Source organism: Thermoanaerobacter sp. YS13, assembly GCF_000806225.2.
GTDB lineage: Bacteria > Bacillota > Thermoanaerobacteria > Thermoanaerobacterales > Thermoanaerobacteraceae > Thermoanaerobacter > Thermoanaerobacter uzonensis.
Map to the genome: position 1 here is coordinate 337,331 of NZ_JOOI01000002.1, position 17,670 is coordinate 355,000.

20 protein-coding genes and 2 rRNA genes (1 of these 22 running past the window's edge) are annotated in these 17,670 nt (G+C 36.7%); 5 read left to right on the top strand and 17 right to left on the bottom strand.

All coding sequences use genetic code 11. The annotated features are described in order from the left end of the window. The first annotated feature begins 157 nt into the window (after positions 1-157). The 3 genes from THYS13_RS09455 (at position 158) to THYS13_RS09465 (ending at position 3,643) form a co-directional block, all read left to right on the top strand. Positions 158-2,332, top strand: a complete 2,175-nt coding sequence (locus THYS13_RS09455; protein WP_042834300.1) for a hypothetical protein — start codon at positions 158-160, stop codon at positions 2,330-2,332. A 77-nt stretch (positions 2,333-2,409) separates the two neighbouring features. Continuing rightward, complete coding sequence (locus THYS13_RS09460; RefSeq protein ID WP_042834301.1) at positions 2,410-3,243, top strand: sulfite exporter TauE/SafE family protein; 834 nt, start codon at positions 2,410-2,412, stop codon at positions 3,241-3,243. A gap of 4 nt (positions 3,244-3,247) precedes the next feature. After that, complete coding sequence (locus THYS13_RS09465) at positions 3,248-3,643, top strand: DUF1634 domain-containing protein (protein WP_052210514.1); 396 nt, start codon at positions 3,248-3,250, stop codon at positions 3,641-3,643. A 13-nt stretch (positions 3,644-3,656) separates the two neighbouring features. Here THYS13_RS09465 and THYS13_RS09470 read toward each other — a convergent pair whose 3' ends face one another. The 15 genes from THYS13_RS09470 to THYS13_RS09540 all read right to left on the bottom strand — a co-directional run bounded on the left by THYS13_RS09470 (position 3,657) and on the right by THYS13_RS09540 (position 13,394). After that, positions 3,657-4,538, bottom strand: coding sequence for a stage 0 sporulation family protein (locus tag THYS13_RS09470; RefSeq protein WP_042834302.1), 882 nt, complete (start codon positions 4,536-4,538; stop codon positions 3,657-3,659). 2 nt (positions 4,539-4,540) lie between these two features. Beyond that, positions 4,541-5,515 (bottom strand): DNA polymerase III subunit delta', encoded by a 975-nt coding sequence (gene holB, locus THYS13_RS09475; RefSeq protein ID WP_042834303.1) that lies wholly within the window; start codon positions 5,513-5,515, stop codon positions 4,541-4,543. Between the two features lie 8 nt (positions 5,516-5,523). Next, entirely contained in the window at positions 5,524-5,964 is a 441-nt protein-coding gene (locus THYS13_RS09480) for a YaaR family protein (protein ID WP_042834305.1), read from the bottom strand. Between the two features lie 10 nt (positions 5,965-5,974). Continuing rightward, positions 5,975-6,304 (bottom strand): cyclic-di-AMP receptor, encoded by a 330-nt coding sequence (locus tag THYS13_RS09485; RefSeq protein ID WP_042834306.1) that lies wholly within the window; start codon positions 6,302-6,304, stop codon positions 5,975-5,977. Positions 6,305-6,317: 13 nt separating this feature from the next. After that, positions 6,318-6,929, bottom strand: a complete 612-nt coding sequence (gene tmk / locus THYS13_RS09490) for a dTMP kinase (protein WP_042834307.1) — start codon at positions 6,927-6,929, stop codon at positions 6,318-6,320. After that, on the bottom strand, positions 6,926-8,347 hold the full coding sequence (locus THYS13_RS09495) for an aminotransferase class I/II-fold pyridoxal phosphate-dependent enzyme (protein WP_042834308.1): 1,422 nt from the start codon (positions 8,345-8,347) through the stop codon (positions 6,926-6,928). The genes tmk and THYS13_RS09495 overlap by 4 nt, the downstream gene beginning before the upstream one ends. A 66-nt stretch (positions 8,348-8,413) precedes the next feature. Beyond that, positions 8,414-8,638 carry a sigma factor G inhibitor Gin gene (locus THYS13_RS09500; RefSeq protein WP_082990409.1) on the bottom strand — a complete coding sequence of 75 codons (225 nt, stop codon included), beginning with the start codon at positions 8,636-8,638 and terminating at the stop codon, positions 8,414-8,416. Positions 8,639-8,779: 141 nt separating this feature from the next. Further along, a complete protein-coding gene (locus THYS13_RS09505) occupies positions 8,780-9,352 on the bottom strand; it encodes a DNA-3-methyladenine glycosylase I (RefSeq protein ID WP_042834310.1) in 573 nt (190 codons plus the stop codon). 10 nt (positions 9,353-9,362) lie between these two features. After that, positions 9,363-10,310: an ROK family protein gene (locus THYS13_RS09510; protein WP_042834311.1), complete on the bottom strand. Its 948-nt coding sequence runs from the start codon at positions 10,308-10,310 to the stop codon at positions 9,363-9,365. A gap of 149 nt (positions 10,311-10,459) precedes the next feature. After that, positions 10,460-10,837 carry a glycine cleavage system protein GcvH gene (gene gcvH, locus THYS13_RS09515; RefSeq protein WP_042834312.1) on the bottom strand — a complete coding sequence of 126 codons (378 nt, stop codon included), beginning with the start codon at positions 10,835-10,837 and terminating at the stop codon, positions 10,460-10,462. 208 nt (positions 10,838-11,045) lie between these two features. Next, positions 11,046-11,324, bottom strand: a complete 279-nt coding sequence (tusB, locus tag THYS13_RS09520) for a sulfurtransferase complex subunit TusB (RefSeq protein ID WP_042834313.1) — start codon at positions 11,322-11,324, stop codon at positions 11,046-11,048. 12 nt (positions 11,325-11,336) lie between these two features. After that, positions 11,337-11,696, bottom strand: coding sequence for a DsrE family protein (locus tag THYS13_RS09525; protein ID WP_042834314.1), 360 nt, complete (start codon positions 11,694-11,696; stop codon positions 11,337-11,339). 12 nt (positions 11,697-11,708) lie between these two features. Continuing rightward, positions 11,709-12,062, bottom strand: coding sequence for a DsrE/DsrF/TusD sulfur relay family protein (locus THYS13_RS09530; RefSeq protein ID WP_042834315.1), 354 nt, complete (start codon positions 12,060-12,062; stop codon positions 11,709-11,711). A gap of 52 nt (positions 12,063-12,114) precedes the next feature. Then, positions 12,115-13,131: a YeeE/YedE family protein gene (locus THYS13_RS09535; RefSeq protein WP_042834316.1), complete on the bottom strand. Its 1,017-nt coding sequence runs from the start codon at positions 13,129-13,131 to the stop codon at positions 12,115-12,117. 20 nt (positions 13,132-13,151) lie between these two features. Continuing rightward, positions 13,152-13,394: a sulfurtransferase TusA family protein gene (locus THYS13_RS09540; RefSeq protein WP_029687703.1), complete on the bottom strand. Its 243-nt coding sequence runs from the start codon at positions 13,392-13,394 to the stop codon at positions 13,152-13,154. Positions 13,395-13,584: 190 nt separating this feature from the next. Here THYS13_RS09540 and THYS13_RS09545 point away from each other — a divergent pair, with 190 nt between their 5' ends. Together THYS13_RS09545 and THYS13_RS09550 are read left to right on the top strand one after the other, a co-directional pair. Next, positions 13,585-14,478 (top strand): LysR substrate-binding domain-containing protein, encoded by an 894-nt coding sequence (locus THYS13_RS09545; RefSeq protein WP_042834317.1) that lies wholly within the window; start codon positions 13,585-13,587, stop codon positions 14,476-14,478. A gap of 11 nt (positions 14,479-14,489) precedes the next feature. Then, entirely contained in the window at positions 14,490-14,708 is a 219-nt protein-coding gene (locus THYS13_RS09550) for a sulfurtransferase TusA family protein (protein WP_042834318.1), read from the top strand. Between the two features lie 45 nt (positions 14,709-14,753). Here the strand turns inward: THYS13_RS09550 and rrf are convergent. Both rrf and THYS13_RS09560 read right to left on the bottom strand, forming a co-directional pair. Continuing rightward, positions 14,754-14,862: ribosomal RNA gene (rrf, locus tag THYS13_RS09555) — 5S ribosomal RNA — on the bottom strand. A 30-nt stretch (positions 14,863-14,892) separates the two neighbouring features. Continuing rightward, positions 14,893-17,670, bottom strand: a 23S ribosomal RNA gene (locus tag THYS13_RS09560) (it continues 404 nt past the right edge of the window).

Here is a 17,670-nt window from a genome sequence, read left to right on the forward strand (position 1 = left end):
GCACAAATTTAAAGCATAAAAAGGGGATTTTTTAATCTACATTGAAAAGTTACTAACAAATTAACAGATTTAACCTTTCTGTTGTTAATAAATTTTTAATAATTTAATGGTATAATGTTTGGGTGTCAATTTACTAATTGAAAAGGAAGGATAATTTATGAAAAAGTTTTTTGCAATTTTTTTGTCCCTTGTGTTTATTTTCTTTATAGTTTCCCCTTCAATTTCTTTTGCATCTCCAACAAAGAAGAATAAAATAGCAGTGCTCTTTATTTTAGATAGGACAAGTATTAATGACTTTGCTAAATACAATCTTCCAAATATAAAAAAGTTATTAGACATAGGTTCTTTAGCACTTATGAATACAAGAGCAGCAGGAAGTTATTCAGAACCTTCTTCTTATCTCACCATAGGAACAGGTACCCGAGCTTCAGCTGGTGAAATGGGTAGCCTATGTTTTAACAAGGATGAAGTTTATGGCTATACTTCTGCAGAAAAATTATATCACCTTTACACTGGGAAACTTCCACAAGAAGGTAATATAGTTAACTTAGGAATACAAGATCTAATAAATCAAGCTTCTAGTTTAAATTATACTGTTACGCCGGGATTGTTAGGTGAACTTTTAAAAAGAAATGGAATTTATGTGTACGTATTAGGAAACTCTGATATAAAAACTTCTTCGGGAATATCATATAACAGATATGCTCCTTTAATTGGTATGGACAAAAACGGGATAGCCCAAGGAGATGTTAGCGAAGATTTATTAATAAAAGATGATAATAGTCCTTATATGATAAAAGCCGATTATGAAAAACTTTACAATAAATTTGTAGAATACAGTAAGAATGGCGGCCTCATAATTATAGACCCAGGGGACCTTTTAAGGGCAGATGTATTTTCTAAATATACTCCCCCTTCCTTGGCTCAGCGTTACAGAGAAAAGGCATTATATGAATCTGATAAACTTATAGGTAAAATATTATCTGATTTGGATTTGTCTAAAGATTTATTTATTGTCGTGACTCCTTATCCTTCTAATCAAGATATACAAATTGACAATTTAATTACTCCTGTAATAATAGCAGGCCCTTCTTATTCACAAGGTTTTGCAACTTCTAATACTACAAAGCGCCAAGGAATTATTACAAATTTAGACATAGCACCAACAATATTATCATACTTTAACATAGAACCTCCTGTAGAAATGTTGGGACATCCAATTGAAAGCATCAAATACCAAAATGCCCTTGATTATCTCATTAACGCAGATAAAATGATTGTTTCTGTCCACAATGCTAGGCCATTAGTGTTAAAAAGTTACGTTTTGTTTGTAGTTATTGTGCTAATACTTTATATAGGTCTATTGTTTTTAAAAAAGGAATATTTAAAGTATTTGACACCCATAATTTTGGGAGTAATGACTGTTCCTCTGACATTTTTAATTCTGCCTTTATTAGGCCCCTTATCTCTTTACTTAAACATTGTGGCTGTTGTCGTTTTAACTGGATTAATTGACGGCTTAATCATGTATTTTGTAAAAAATGATTTAGACAGACTAATGGTAATAAGTTTAGTAACCACAATCACAATAATAATAGACTTGTTACTTAATTCTCCTTTGATGAAAAACTCTATATTAGGATATGACGTTATAAGCGGAGCTAGGTTCTATGGAATAGGAAATGAATACATGGGAGTCTTGATAGGTTCTTCAATTATGGGAACTATGGCATTAATTGAAAAATATAAAACCAAAAGCGTAAAAATTTTAGGCTTTATCCTTTTTACTGTTGCATTTTGGTTAATGGTTCTACCTAAATTTGGAGCAAAAGTCGGTGGATTTATAACTGGTTTTATGGCTTTTGGTTCCACAATTTTGATGCTCTTTGGAGTAAAAATAAATAAAAAGACCTTTTTAATAATGTTTATCTCTATGGTAATATTGCTATTTTTGATGTTTATAGCCTCAATGTTTTTTGGAACTACTACCCATATGGCTCAAACAGCTATTATTGTAAGAAGTGAAGGTATAAATTCTTTATTCCAAATTTTTGCAAGAAAGCTTCAAATGGAGCTTAAACTTATAAGATACACTATATGGTCATGGATACTTATAATATCTATTTTAGTACTATTTATACTATCTTATAGGCCAACGGGCGTACTTAAAAATATCTTTAAAAATTATAAATACGTGTATTACGGATTTTTTGGAAGTATCGTAGGTATGCTTTTTGCTCTTGCCTTCAACGATGCTGGCATTGTAGCAGCAGCTACTACCTGTATATATGCAATACCTCCTATTTTACTACTTCTTCAAAGAAAAGTATAACTTTTTGGTTCCTTTTAAAGTATATGTTATAATTTATTATTGTAGCAATTAACCCGGTAAAAAAAGGAGATGATAATGTGGTTTTAACCTCCCTAGAAATTCTCGCTTTTTCTTTTATAGCAGGAATTTTTGGAGCTCTTTTAGGACTAGGAGGAGGAATAATTGTAATTCCAGCCCTTACTTTGTTATTAGGTGTAGATATCAAATACGCTATAGGTGCAAGTATAGTTTCAGTCATCGCAACTTCCAGTGGGGCAGCAGTCGCATATGTAAGAGACAAGATTACAAATTTGAGAATAGGAATGTTTTTGGAAATCGCTACAACTACAGGAGCTATAACAGGAGCCTACCTTGCTGGATTGATAAGTCCAAAATATCTTTATATAATTTTTGGCATTGTGCTTTTGTATTCGGCTTTAGCTATGCTTAGAAAAAGGCATGAAGAATTACCTCAAAATGTCGTATCTCACCCTTTGGCTAAAAAATTGAAATTAGAAGGGTCTTATTTTGATAAAGTGTTAAATAAAGAAGTAAAATACAAAGTAGCAGGAGTCTACAGTGGATTTGGAACGATGTATGCTGCTGGTGTTTTATCCGGCCTATTAGGAATAGGAAGTGGTATTTTTAAAGTTATGGCAATGGATTTATTTATGAAATTGCCTATGAAAGTCTCTACTGCTACAAGCAATTTCATGATTGGTGTTACAGCTGCAGCCAGTGCAGGTATGTATTTAATGAGAGGTTATATAGACCCAAAAATAGCCGGTCCAGTAGCTTTAGGAGTTCTGTTAGGAGCAACGTTAGGAACAAGAATAATGGAAAAACTTAGAAATACCACTATAAGGAAAATATTTATACCTGTACTTGCTTACATCTCTATTCAAATGCTTATAAAAGGCTTGGGGGTATAAAACTATGGAAAGAGAAAGCAATAAAGATTTAATATTAAAAAAAGAAAATGAAAAAATAATGGCTATGGAGCTTATAATAAGCAAGGCTTTAAATATAGGGGTTAAAACCAGCGCGTTTGTCATTCTTATAGGACTTTTAATGCTTATAATAACAGGGAAAAGTGGATATCCTATTGGTTATTACCCCACTTCCCCAGGGGAAATTTTAAAAGGTTTCATATCTTTAAAGCCTTATGCTATTATCCTTACCGGACTTTTATTGCTTATATTAACCCCTGCATTTCGTGTGGCCGTTTCGATAATTACTTTTTTATGCGAAAAAGATTATTTATACACGGGTATTACTACACTTGTTTTTATAATCTTGATAATAAGCTTTATACTTGGAAAAATAGAATAAAAATAGAGAAAATTTATTCCTCTATTTTCTCCAAGTCCTCCCCAAATAGTTTCTCCTCGTAGGTTTCTTCAGTTTCTTCTCTTTCTTCTATAACTTCCACTTCTTCAGGATCATACTCTTTTATTATCTCTATTCCTTCTACATTTTTCATTTTTACTTTGAGTTTTCGCCTAATTACATCTACTTCTGCAACTTTCATTTCTTTATCTCCAGCTCTTATTATACTACCAACTTTAGGAAGCTCTGCTCTAATTTTTTCATACATCTCTTGTTCATACTTCAAACAGCACATTAATCGGCCGCAAATACCTGATATTTTGGTGGGATTTAAAGATAAATTTTGGTCTTTAGCCATTTTGATAGAAACAGGCTCAAATTCCCCTAAAAAGGAGGTACAACATAGAGGCCTTCCACAAGGTCCTAAACCTCCTATGATTTTTGCTTCATCTCTTACCCCTATTTGCCTTAGTTCTATTCTCATCCTGAAAACTGCAGCCAAATCCTTCACTAATTCTCTAAAGTCTACTCTACCTTCTGCAGTAAAATAAAATATGACTTTGGTATTATCAAAAGTATATTCTACATCAATTAAATTCATTTCCAAACCATGCTGCCCGATTTTTTGAAGACATATTTCAAAAGCCTCAGCTTCTTTTTTCTTGTTTTCATAATAATGTTCTACATCTTCTGGCGTCGCAATTCTTATTACTTTTTTTAAAGGAGCCACAATCTCTTCTTCTGGTACTTCTTTTATACCGACAACTACTTCGCCAAATTCTATTCCTCTTATTGTTTCAACTATAACTTTATCGCCTACTTTTATTGACAAATCCCCGGGGTCAAAATAATATATCTTCCCTGCTTTTTTAAATCTCACACCTACAACAGTAACCAAAATTATAAACCTCCCGCCATATCTAAAAGTAGATTCTCTACCGCCAATTGATAGTTTATATTTGAATTAATTTGTAAGTTAAATTGCTCTATTCTATTAATTATATTGTTAAGTCTATCGATAGTCAATTGAGATTCCATTTTCTGTATTTCATCTAAAAAATCTATATTTTTTATCAAAGAGACATCTTTTGTAGCTTTAAAAACCAACAAATCCCTCATATAAGAAAGCATAATTTTCAAAATTCCTTCTATATTATCTTTATTTTTATCAAAAAATTCAAACTCATCTATCACTTCAAATCCCTTTGTCGTAAGAATCTTTTCTATTTCTTGTATTGTCTCTCTTCTAAAATTTAAATATTCATTATCAGTTAATTTGTTAGCTTGAGCAAAATTTCCATCAGCAATATGAGATAACACTTCCGCATCTTTTTCAGAGATATTGTGTTCAAGCATTAAATAATTCTTTATCGTATTTTTACTTTCTTTATTAAAACGGACTATATTACAGCGAGAAACAATTGTAGGCAAAAGCTCTTGTTGTTGGGATGCAATCAATATAAAAAGTCCATATAAAGGAGGTTCTTCTAAAGTTTTGAGAAAGGCGTTTTGAGCTGCTACAGTCATTTTATCAGCTTTGTCTATAATAAAAATCTTTTTGCTAGCTTCATAAGGTCTTATATTAATTTCATTAGTTATATATCTTATAGTATCCACTTTTATAGAATTCTCCTCCGGCTCTATAAAAAACACATCTGGATGATTTTTATCCATTACCTTGAGGCAAGAACTACACCTAAAGCAAGGCTTTTCAATTTCCCCTCTACAATTTATCATCATGGCAAAATACTCTGCCATAAATCTTTTCCCTAATCCTTCTTCCCCTACAAACAAATAGGCATTTGAAATTTTATTTTGAGATATTATATTTTTAAAAATATTTAATACGGCTTCATGCCCATAAATCCTATACACGTTATCACCTATGAATATATGTCTATTAATAATCCTCTTATATCATCTATCATTTTTAAAAGTTCCAAGTGTTTGGAGTCTTTTAAAAACTCTTCTGTAAGCTTTTCTAATTTGTCATTTACTTTTTCAACTAGAGAATAAATTTTCTTCCTACCTCTTGAGTCGACATATTCTTTTTTTGTGTATTTTAACATACCATTTGTCGTCTCTTGCAAAAACTTCTTTACAAGTTTTTTGTAATTAATTAAGTCCTGCAAAGTCAAATTTTCTTTTAATTTTTGTGCTGCACTGTCTATCTCCGATAAAATCCCATTTAATTTGTCTTGATGAAATTGATCTAATTCTTCATCAAAAGTATCAATAAATTTTTTAGTAACTCTATAAGACTTATTGTACTCGCTTTTTATATCAGATGAAATCTTCGGAGATTTTACCTCTTCAATTCTCATGTCAAACACCTTAAATTCTGAAGAATTTTTCTACATTTATTACAAAAACTGTAGCTCCACCAATCGTAACTTCAACAGCTTGTGGCAGAAAAATGTCTGTAGCACCACCCATAGGTGTAGGAGAAGTAATTATTCTATCGCGAGTTTTACATTTTTTCTCTATTATGCTGATAACATCATCTAATTTTTCGTCTTCTACACCTATTATCAAGGTTGTATTGCCAGACCTTAAAAATCCCCCAGTAGATGCTATTCTCGTAAAGCTAAATCCTCCCTCAGTCAAGCCATCCATAAGTCTCCTTACATCTTCGTCCTGCACAATAGCTAATACTAATTTCATGTTATGACCCTCCTTACAAATATTTTTTTACTACATCAAGTATGTCTTGATGCACTTTCATAAGCTCTTGCATTCCGTCTATAAATACAAACCTTTGAGGAAATTCTTTAATTAACTTAATATAACCTTCTCTTACTTTTTTATGAAAATCCCAACTTTCTCTCTCTAATCTATCTGCTTCTCTTTTGCCTCGTCTTTTCATTGCTTCTTCAGGAGTAATGTCTATATAAATTGTTACGTCAGGCAAAATCCCCATTGTAGCTATTTCGTTAATTATCTTAACCTTTTCTATCCCTAAGCCTCTCGCATAACCCTGATATACATAAGAACTGTCCACAAAACGGTCTAAGAGTACAATTTTACCCTCTTCAATGGCCGGTAAAATTTTTTCCTCCATCAGCTGAGCTCTAGAAGAAGCATATAAAAGCATCTCTGTAACTGGAGAAATGAAATTATTTTTATCCAATAAAATATCTCTAACTTTTTCTCCAACTTTTGTGCCTCCAGGCTCTCTCAATACCAAAATATTATAACCCTGTTTTAAAAGATACTCCTTCAGAAATTTTATCTGAGTAGTCTTACCGCATCCATCTATTCCTTCAAAGCTTATAAATTTTCCTCTCATATTTCACACACCAATAGGTTGTTATTTTTAAGACCTAATACCTTAATACCTTTATTATATAACACATTTATATATTTTACCATATCTTTTTTTATGCGCTCTCCTGGACAAATAAGCGGAACACCTGGAGGATAAGGGATAATAAAGTCTGCAGAAATACGACCTTCTGCTTCTTCTAAAGATATTAATTTAGTTTTTTGCCTTACGGCTTCAGAAGGTTTTAAAACAATTTCTGGAGTATCAGGATAAGCTGCCACTTCTTCAGCTGTTTTTTTATCTTTTTTTACATTTTCAAGCCCTTTTATCCCCTTTATTAAAAGGTCAACCTTTTCTTTATCATCCGCTAATGTAACCATGGCAAGCATATTAAAAGTATCAGCCATCTCTACTTGTATATTAAAATTCTCTCTCAAAAATCTTTCTGCTTCAGGCCCCGTTATACATAAGTTCTTTACACTTACAGTAAGTTTAGTTCTGTCAAAGTCAACAATGCCAAAGCTACCTACTATTTCTTCTCCTAAACACCTTATTTCCCCAAGAGTGTTTATCTCATGTCTTGCATAATCAGCAAGAATAATTGCTTTTTCTAATCTTTTTTTGCCTTCTTTCTCCATATAATCTCTTGCAAGGTCAAGAGAAGACATAAGAAGGTAAGAAGGAGAGGTTGATTGAAAAAGGCTTAAGGAATACTTTAAGCGATCCATGTCTATTCTATCGGAATTTAAATGGAGTATAGAGCTTTGAGTAAAAGAAGACAAGGTTTTGTGTACACTCTGTACCACAATATCTGCTCCTGCCTGTATAGAAGAAAGAGGCAAATTATTAGAAAAAGGAAAGTGAGCTCCATGGGCTTCATCTACAATTAAAATTTTATTATATTTATGAACAATGTCAGAAATTCCTGTGATATCGCTACAGAACCCGTAATAATTGGGATAAGTCATCACTACTGCTTTTATAGACTCATCCTTTTTTAAATATTCTTCCAGTTTGTTTATATCAACTCCCATTGGAATGCCGTCTTCATAATCAATTTCCGGGTTTATGTAGACAGGTACTGCTCCTGTTAGTACAAGGCCATTGTACACAGATTTATGAGAATTCCTCATTATAAGCACTTTATCGTCAGGATTTAAAGCTGCGTACATCGCTGCGTATATGCCGGATGTCGTCCCATTTACAAGAAAAAAAGACTCTCTTGCCCCAAAAGCTTTTGCTGCAAATTTTTGTGCCTCCAGTATGGGACCTTCAGGATTGTGAAGATTGTCAAGTCCTGGTACTTCTGTTAGATCAATCTTTGCCAAATTAACGAGATATTCTCCCGGAAAAGTACTTCCTTGTTTATGGCCTGGCATATGAAAAGGTATAATTTGGTTTTTTACATAATTCATAAGTGCTTCATACAATGGAGCTGTCATACAATACCTCCGTCTAATCGTAATTTTTCGTTATTTTGATTATACCATAAAATATAAAAACCGGATTCATATCCGGTTTTTATATTTTATGTCTTTCATATAGCCTTCCCATATGTCTATCATTTTTTGCCTGTAAAAATCATAACCATCATCAAAAGGAGACAAGTTTATCAATTTTTGTTGGCAATTTGCGCAAAGAAATTTCCCTAGCACTTCTACTCCATCTCGTAATTCCTGTTCGCATATAAAGCATTTCCTTTTTGTTACTATGCTTTCCATATGCAACACCATCTTTCAAAATTTTTCTAATGTAATTATTCCCTTTTGTGCAAAAATATATTCACCCTTTTTTGTATTTCCTAATTTCATTATATTTTTTCGCAAAAGAAAAAAAGCAAGTCTCAATGCAAACTGCACCAAGCCCTGCCTGTATTATTTAAAAGGCTCAATTAACTCCTTATATCTAAAGCAGCTTATTAAATGGTCATTTACTATACCTACAGCCTGCATATAGGAATATATGATAGTAGAACCTATAAAAATAAATCCTCTCTTTTTAAGGTCCTGGCTGATTTTATCTGATAATTCACTTTTAGAAGGTATATCTTCAATTTTTTCCCACGCATTTATTATAGGCTTATAATTTACAAAACCCCAAATATATTGATCAAAACTTCCAAATTCCTTTTGTATTTCTATAAACCTTTTTGCATTGTGTATTGAAGCCTCTATTTTCTTTTTGTTTTTTATAATTCCACTATTTTTTATGAGTTCTTCTACTTTCTTTTCGTCATATTGTGACACTTTTATAGGGTCAAAGTCAGCATAGGCCTTTCTGTAATTTTCTCTTTTTCTTAAAATAGTAATCCAACTAAGACCCGCTTGTGCCGATTCTAAAACCAAAAACTCAAAATGTTTTTTATTCTCATGAACAGGCACTCCCCATTCTTCATCATGATATTTTATGTAAATGTCGTCACTAAGACACCAAGAACACCTATCCATATTTCACCTCTTATAAAAGTAATGCTGCCGCTCCTAAAACACCCACGTTTTCTCCAAGCTCTGCTTTTACTACTTCACATACTTCAGCATTAGGCTTCAAAGCTTTTTTCTTTATTGTTTCCATCATTTTATTATAGAGCATCTCCCATTGTGTGGATACGCCACCACCTATGGCAATTCTTTTTGGATTATAAAAAGCCATGATATTTGAAATTCCTACTCCAAGATAAAAAGCTTCATTGTTAACCAATTCTTTTGCAAATTCATCTCCCAATTTTGCCGCTTCAAATACATGTTCTGATTTTACTACTCCATTTTTGGTTAAATCCCTTATCATTGTATCTTTCCCATTTTGAATTCCTTCTTGAGCAAATCTCGCAATAGCTGTACCAGAAGCAAAAGCTTCAAAGCATCCATAATTTCCGCAATTACACCGAGGCCCATTAAAATTTATAGTATGGTGCCCAATCTCAGCTGCATTAGAATTTTCTCCGCTATAAAGTTTCCCTTCTATTATTACGCCACCACCAATCCCAGTACTTACAGTTATATAAACAAAATTGTCTATACCTCTTCCTGCGCCAAATAAATGTTCTCCAATAGCTGCAGCATTTGCATCATTTTCTAATTTTACTTCAACTCCCAGCTTATTAGATAAAATATCTACAATAGGGACATTGTCCCACCCCAGAAGATTAGGTGGGCTTATAACTACTCCTCTTTTAGCATCAAGGGGACCTGGAGATCCAATCCCAACTCCTTTTAAATCAGATAATTTTAATCCTGCTTCTTTTAAAATGTCATAAACACTTTGTTCGATTCGCTTAATTACTTCTTCTGGCCCTTTTTCTGCCATAGTAGGTATTTTGATGCTTTTTATGATATTGCCCTTCTCATCTACAAGCCCTGTACTTATCTTTGTCCCCCCTAAGTCCACACCGCATAGGATTCTCCCCATTTTTTATCCCTCCATTGCCATATTACTACCTTCAAAAAATTACATATATACCCTTCTGAATAAAAAACCTTTAAATAATTATAACATTACTAAAATTATTAATAAAGTCAACACACAAAAGAGAATGCCTTTTCAGGCATTCTCTTTTATTATTTTCCTAATAATTTCTTATATTCTTCGGCTGTCATTAAATTCTCAACTTGTGATTTGTTTTTAAGTTCTACTAATACAAGCCAACTATCATAAGGATCACTGTTTACTAAAGAAGGGTCATCAAGAATATTGTTGTTTACTTCAACTACTTTTCCATCCACTGGTATATAAACGTCAGAGGCTGCTTTTGCCGATTCTAGGACTCCAAGTACATCGCCAGCAGTGAATTCAGTCTCTACTTCTGGTAATTCAATGTATTCTATATCTCCTACAGAATCCTGTGCATAGTCAGTTATTCCTATATATGCTTTATTCCCTTCTATTTTAAGCCATACATGGTCTTTAGAATAGTATAATCCCTCCAAAACTTTCACTTTAAAAACCCCCTATTCCATGAAATATTTTGTTCATTCAAAAAGCTCCCAAACTTTAAGTTTTTAACAATAGTTTGTATTTAAGAAAATTACACTTTGTGTACAGACTCACCAAATCAGATAATCTAATGTGTTTGATTCGCCAAAAACATTATCTACGACGACTTCTGCTTGTGTTGAAGCAACAGGTGTCATCATAATCATACCTCTAAGAAATTATTTTCTCATCTCTTTCTATAAGATCAGCCCACCCATCATAATCTATCAACGGAATTTGGCTTTCACTCTCTTCAAATCCTCTTGCAATAAAATCTTCCTTAAGCGCGAAGAGCTCAACCCCTTCTTTTACAAGGCCCTTTAGATTTTTTTCAATTGCAAAAATGACCCCATCCTGTATGAAAATAACTTTATCCTGGGGCAGTGCAAGTTTCAACAAAAATTCTGAAAGTTTATTAGCCGAACTTTTCTTAACAATTATCAACGCCATATCTTTTCCCTCCTAAAAGAATACTACCTTATCGAAAGAATGTACAAACTCTGGAAGTTCCTCTTTTATTATCGTCTTTAAATTCCAATGAGGTTCAATTTCATTTTCTTTTATGTTATATTTTTCAAGGTCTTCTTTTACTGCATACACTTGAGTATTGTATCTCTCCAAATATTTAAATGTAATAGATAGCGGTAAACATCCAACTATTTCTGGTTTGCATTGTTTACGAACTGCAAGAACTGCTTCGTTTACAAAAAGTACAATCGGTTCAAGGTCTTCTCCGTACATACCAAAAGCACTTCTGAGAGCCTCATTTATCCAGATGCTCCCAACAGGCGAATTGTACACTGCAAATAAAACTTTTTTCATTCTTTACACCTCCTATGGCAGTAAATTGATGTACCTATCGGAATTGTAAATAAGTGCTGCCATTTCCGGCACTCCGGAGAAATCTGAACCTTCAATTTTCATATCTTCTGTAATTCCCCTGTATTGTGCGCAAAGACCGCAAATGTGAACCTCTACTCCCTTATCTGAAAGTTCTTGAAGTTTTAATGGAATATTTCTATCAATTTTCATGGGTTTTACTAGTTTATTTGTTGCAAGAACAGAATCAGCAAATAAGAATATTGAAACTTTATGCCCCCTATTCACAAGGATTTGTGCTAAATGCATCGCTGTGTCCATATCCTCATTTGTATAAGGGGGCACATTTACCTGTATTGCTATATGCATATTTATTCCCTCCTCTTAAAATTTCCTTGGAAGGGCAAAGCCCTTCCACAATTTATCTTCTTTCAAAAAGATACCACACCATAAACCAATTTCCGAGTATTGTAAAGATTGTAAAAATAATTGAGCTTATTGCTAGATGTGGAAGTCCAGAAAGAATATGTCCTATATTGCATCCTCCTGCACTTCCTGCACCAAATCCCATTAAAATACCTCCTACTGCTACCTGAACAAAAGTTTTTGGGTCTTTTGGAACTCTCAATCTGAATTCTTTTGCAAAAAGTGCCGCCAGATATGCTCCGACTATAATGCCCACTATCTCCATGCCCATCCAGTTGTACGGAATAGGCTTAGTAAGGTCTAAATTTGCAGTAGTGGTTCTGAAAAGATTCACCCAACCTCCTGTGATGCCAAGGGGATATGTCTTCTGAGAAAGATATGCTATAATTCCTACAAGTCCTAAAGCAATTCCACCTGTAACCCAATCAAGTCCTGAAACTTTCCTTTCCGTAGTCTTCCAAAATATTAATACTATCAAAAGTATCACAGCAAAAATGATTGCTACAATCCATGGATTAATATTTAAAAGATTTGCCAAAGTTAAATTGACAGCTCCATCTTTTGAAGCGTAAAACCCTCCCGGGTTATTAGTGGTAGTTATGGGTTTTCCCATCCAACTATTTACAAATGATAGAGGTCCTCCTCTTACGGCAGAAGCGGTGACACCAAAAAATACTGCGGCTACAAAAGCTGTTATATAACCTTCACCTATCCTGTAAGTAATACCACTGGCACATCCTCCTGCCAAGACCATACCCATACCAAATAAAAATCCTCCAATTATCTGTGCAAGAGGTACAAAAGCTATTGGATTCAATTTAATCCAGCCTAATTGAGCAGCTAATTGAAACCCTACTGTCTCCACCAGTATTGCAAGTAAGGCTAATTTTGTAAGATAATTATCTTTTGTCATCTTCACATCTCTTATAGCTGAGTTAAAGCAAATTCTACCTCTTTGTAAAACTATTCCAAAAAGTATTCCTACTAAAAGTCCCTGTACCCTCGGATCCATAAAATCTCCCCCTCATCTTATCAAAGCTTTTTAATAAGAATTCTCCACTCACTGGGGCCAATTTCCTCAATAGAGATGACTTCCCCTCCTATTTCTTTAACCCCAGATGGAATTCTCTCTTTGGAAAGTGCATAGTCAATTAACACTTCAAGAATTTCTCCTGATTTCATCTCCTTAAGTTTTCTTCTCGTGTCTACATCAGGAACTGGACATACTTCCCCTCTTTCGTCTAAAGTATAGGTGGGTTTAACATCATTTCCCATTTTACATACCTCCTCACTTTGTTATCATTTTAACATTTCAATTTTATTATACTATAAAATTTTCCCTATATATTATTTGAAATTCTTATGTGATATTAGTTTTACTTATAACAAACTTTGTAGTATAATAAAACTTAATCAAGCGAAACGTTGTACTGCGATAGCTTTTTAACAAACAGGGGGGGTCATTGTGAATATTGAAAATTTGAGAGCATTTTATAAAACTGTATACTATAAGAGCATTTCTTCCGCAGCAAAAGAATTGTATCTCTCACAACCTGCTATAAGTCAACAAATAAAAGCGTTAGAAAAAGACTTAAAAGCTACTCTTTTAAAGCGTAGTAACAGAGGAGTCATTCCTACCCCAGCTGGGGAATTGGTGTATCAGTATGCAGAGAGGATATTAAATCTATGTGACAATATGATTAAAGACTTAGAGTGCTGCGAAAATGACTGTATAAATAGGCTTACAATTTCCTCTTGCCCCACTATTGGCCAATACGCTCTCCCTTGCACTCTTCACGAATTTAAAAGAAGGTATAAGAATGTGACAGTTCACGTAGAACATAATTTCACACCAGAAGTGATCTATAACATCAAAGAAGGAGGAATAGATATTGGGTTTATAGAAGGCTGTTACATAGATGAAAATATTTCCTGCATTCCTCTGGGAGAATTCAAAATGCATTTTGTCGCAAGTGGTAATTGGGAAGAAAAAAGCTTGTTAAAAAACAAATTATTGCGTTATAATTTTTTTATAATACATAAAAAATGCGCTCTAAGAAAAGTAATTGAAGAAACACTTTTAGCCAATGGAATTGACATCAAAAAATTAAAAATTGAAATGGAATCTCCCTCTATTGAATCGATAAAGTCCTCTGTAGCAGCAGGACACGGTTTGTCTATTTTACCCTATATAGCCATAAAGAAAGAATTATATACTAAGACCTTGTCTATAGTTCAGGTTGAAAACATAGAATTTAATTACACTTATTCAATCATATATAATAAAAAGATTTACAAAAAATCCAAGTTCGATTTCATCGACTTTATAAAAAACAGCGGTAAAAATTTTTTCTGCTAAAGGTGATGCAAATGGTTCATGAAATCATGTGTATGGGGGAAATCTGTCCTTTGCCACTTTTAAAAACTAGAAAAAAATATGAAGAAATGAAAGAAGGAGATGTATTAAAAGTGGTTGTAGACCATCGCTGTAGCTTGGACAATATAGAAACGTACTTTTCTAAAATAGGTTGCACTTTAAAAATAGAGGAAGTGTTAACTGGCGTCTGGGAAATATATATAAAAAAATAAACTCCTATAAAGGAGTTTATTTATAAAGGGGGCTTTATAAAATTTTACCGGCAGCGACCTACTCTTCCGCGAAAGCAGTACCATCGGCGCTGGAGGGCTTAACTTCCGTGTTCGGAATGGGAACGGGTGTTTCCCCTCCGCTATCGCCACCGGAAATCTAGACCCTCAAAACTGCACAAAGCCAAAGGTCAAGTCCTCGACTGATTAGTACCGGTCAGCTAAAAGTGTTTCCACTCTTACACCCCCGGCCTATCTACCTCGTGGTCTTCGAGGTGTCTTACCCCGGCACTCAACTCTACTCACTAGTGGAAAGACTATTCTTTATCCTCTCTTTTAGCCATCTACGCCCTTGTCCTGACTTTTTTAAATGTTTCTCCCTTATCAACGCATCTTTTTTATCTCTATATGCTTCATAGTATACTAATCTCCATTTTCCTTCTCTTGTACTCTTTATTTCTTTTCGTTGATGCGCTAAATACCTTTCCTTTATATTAGACGTATAGCCTATATATATATCTTTCCTTTTTCATTTGTCAGGACATACACATAATACATCTTGCCTTCCTCCAGTAAGTATAGTTGAGTGCCGGGTGGGAAACCTAATCTTGAGGCGGGCTTCACGCTTAGATGCTTTCAGCGTTTATCCACTCCGAACTTGGCTACCCAGCTGTGCACCTGGCGGTGCAACTGGTACACCATCGGTTCGTCCATCCCGGTCCTCTCGTACTAGGGACAGTGCCTCTCAAGTTTCCTTCGCCCGCGACGGATAGGGACCGAACTGTCTCACGACGTTCTGAACCCAGCTCGCGTACCGCTTTAATGGGCGAACAGCCCAACCCTTGGGACCTACTTCAGCCCCAGGATGCGATGAGCCGACATCGAGGTGCCAAACCTCCCCGTCGATGTGGACTCTTGGGGGAGATCAGCCTGTTATCCCCGGGGTAGCTTTTATCCGTTGAGCGACGGCGTCCCCACTCACTGCCGCCGGATCACTAAGCCCGACTTTCGTCCCTGCTCGAGATGTCTCTCTCGCAGTCAGGCTACCTTCTGCCTTTATACTCTCTCGCGCGATTCCCGTCCGCGCTGAGGTAACCTTTGGACGCCTCCGTTACCCTTTAGGAGGCGACCGCCCCAGTCAAACTGCCCACCTGCCATTGTCCCTACGCCGGCTCCACGGCTATAGGTTAGAATTCCGGTAATCCCAGGGTGGTATCCCAACGCCGACTCCAGTAAGGCTGGCGCCCTACCTTCTCCGTCTCCCACCTATCCTGTACAAGAATTACCAAAATCCAGTGACAGGCTACAGTAAAGCTCCACGGGGTCTTTCTGTCCAATCGCGGGTAACTCGCATCTTCACGAGTACTACAATTTCACCGGGCCCCTCATCAAGACAGCGCCCAAGTCGTTACGCCTTTCGTGCGGGTCGGAACTTACCCGACAAGGAATTTCGCTACCTTAGGACCGTTATAGTTACGGCCGCCGTTCACTGGGGCTTCGGTTCAGAGCTTTTACCCTTCCCCTTAACCTTCCAGCACCGGGCAGGCGTCAGCCCCTATACTTCGTCTTCCGACTTAGCAGAGACCTGTGTTTTTGGTAAACAGTCGCTTGGGCCTCTTCTCTGCGGCCTTTCGGCACTCCTTCTCCCGAAGTTACGGAGTCATTTTGCCGAGTTCCTTAATGAGGGTTCTCCCGCTCGCCTGTGGATTCTCTCCTCGCCTACCTGTGTCGGTTTGCAGTACGGGCACCTCGGACCTCGATAGCGGCTTTTCTCGGCAGCTGCTTCGGTGGCTTCGCCTTACGGCTCCCCTTCTCAGCCCCCTGCTAGTACGCGGATTTGCCTACGTACCCTTCGGTGACTGATTGGACGTGCTCTACCAACCGCACGCTCCACCTATCTCGCTGCGTCCCCACTTCTCTTAACGGCCCTCGGTGGTACCGGACTCTCTACCGGTTCCCCATCGCCTACGCTCTCGCCTCGGCTTAGGCCCCGACTTACCCTGGGTGGATTACCCTTCCCCAGGAAACCTCAGGCTTCCGGCGGTAAGGTTTCTCACCTTACTCTCGTTACTCATGCCGGCATTCTCTCTACTGTACAGTCCAGCTTCGCTTACGCTCCACCTTCTACCCGTACAGTACGCTCCCCTACCCCACCGCTCCCGCGGTAGCCCCAGCTTCGGTGGCATGTTTGAGCCCCGTTCATTTTCGGCGCAGGACCTCTCGACCAGTGAGCTGTTACGCACTCTTTAAATGTATGGCTGCTTCTAAGCCAACATCCTGGTTGTCTTCGAAGTCCCACTTCCTTTTCCACTTAACATGCCCTTTGGGACCTTAGCTGGAGGTCTGGGCTGTTCCCCTCTCGACTACGGATCTTATCACTCGCAGTCTGACTCCCAGGTATTTGCCTATGGCATTCGGAGTTTGATAGGGTTCGGTAACCTCCTTGGCCCCTAGCCCATTCAGTGCTCTACCTCCATAGGCCCTACCCTGAGGCTAGCCCTAAAGCTATTTCGGGGAGAACCAGCTATCTCCGTGCTCGATTGGCATTTCACCTCTACCCACAGCTCATCCCATGGCTTTTCAACGCCAACGTGGTTCGGGCCTCCACCAGATCTTACTCCGGCTTCACCCTGGCCATGGGTAGGTCGCACGGTTTCGGGTCTACGACAGCAAACTCTCGCCCTATTCGGACTCGCTTTCGCTTCGGCTCCGCTTTACGCTTAACCTCGCTTGCTACCGTAACTCGCCGGCCCGTTCTACAAAAAGTACGCCATCATTTGCCTTGCGGCAAACTCTGACTGCTTGTGGGCATATGGTTTCAGGTTCTATTTCACTCCCCTCCCGGGGTTCTTTTCACCTTTCCCTCACGGTACTTTCCTCTATCGGTCACTTGGTAGTATTTAGCCTTGGGAGGTGGTCCTCCCTCCTTCCCACAGGGTCGCCTATCCCGTGGTACTCTGGTACC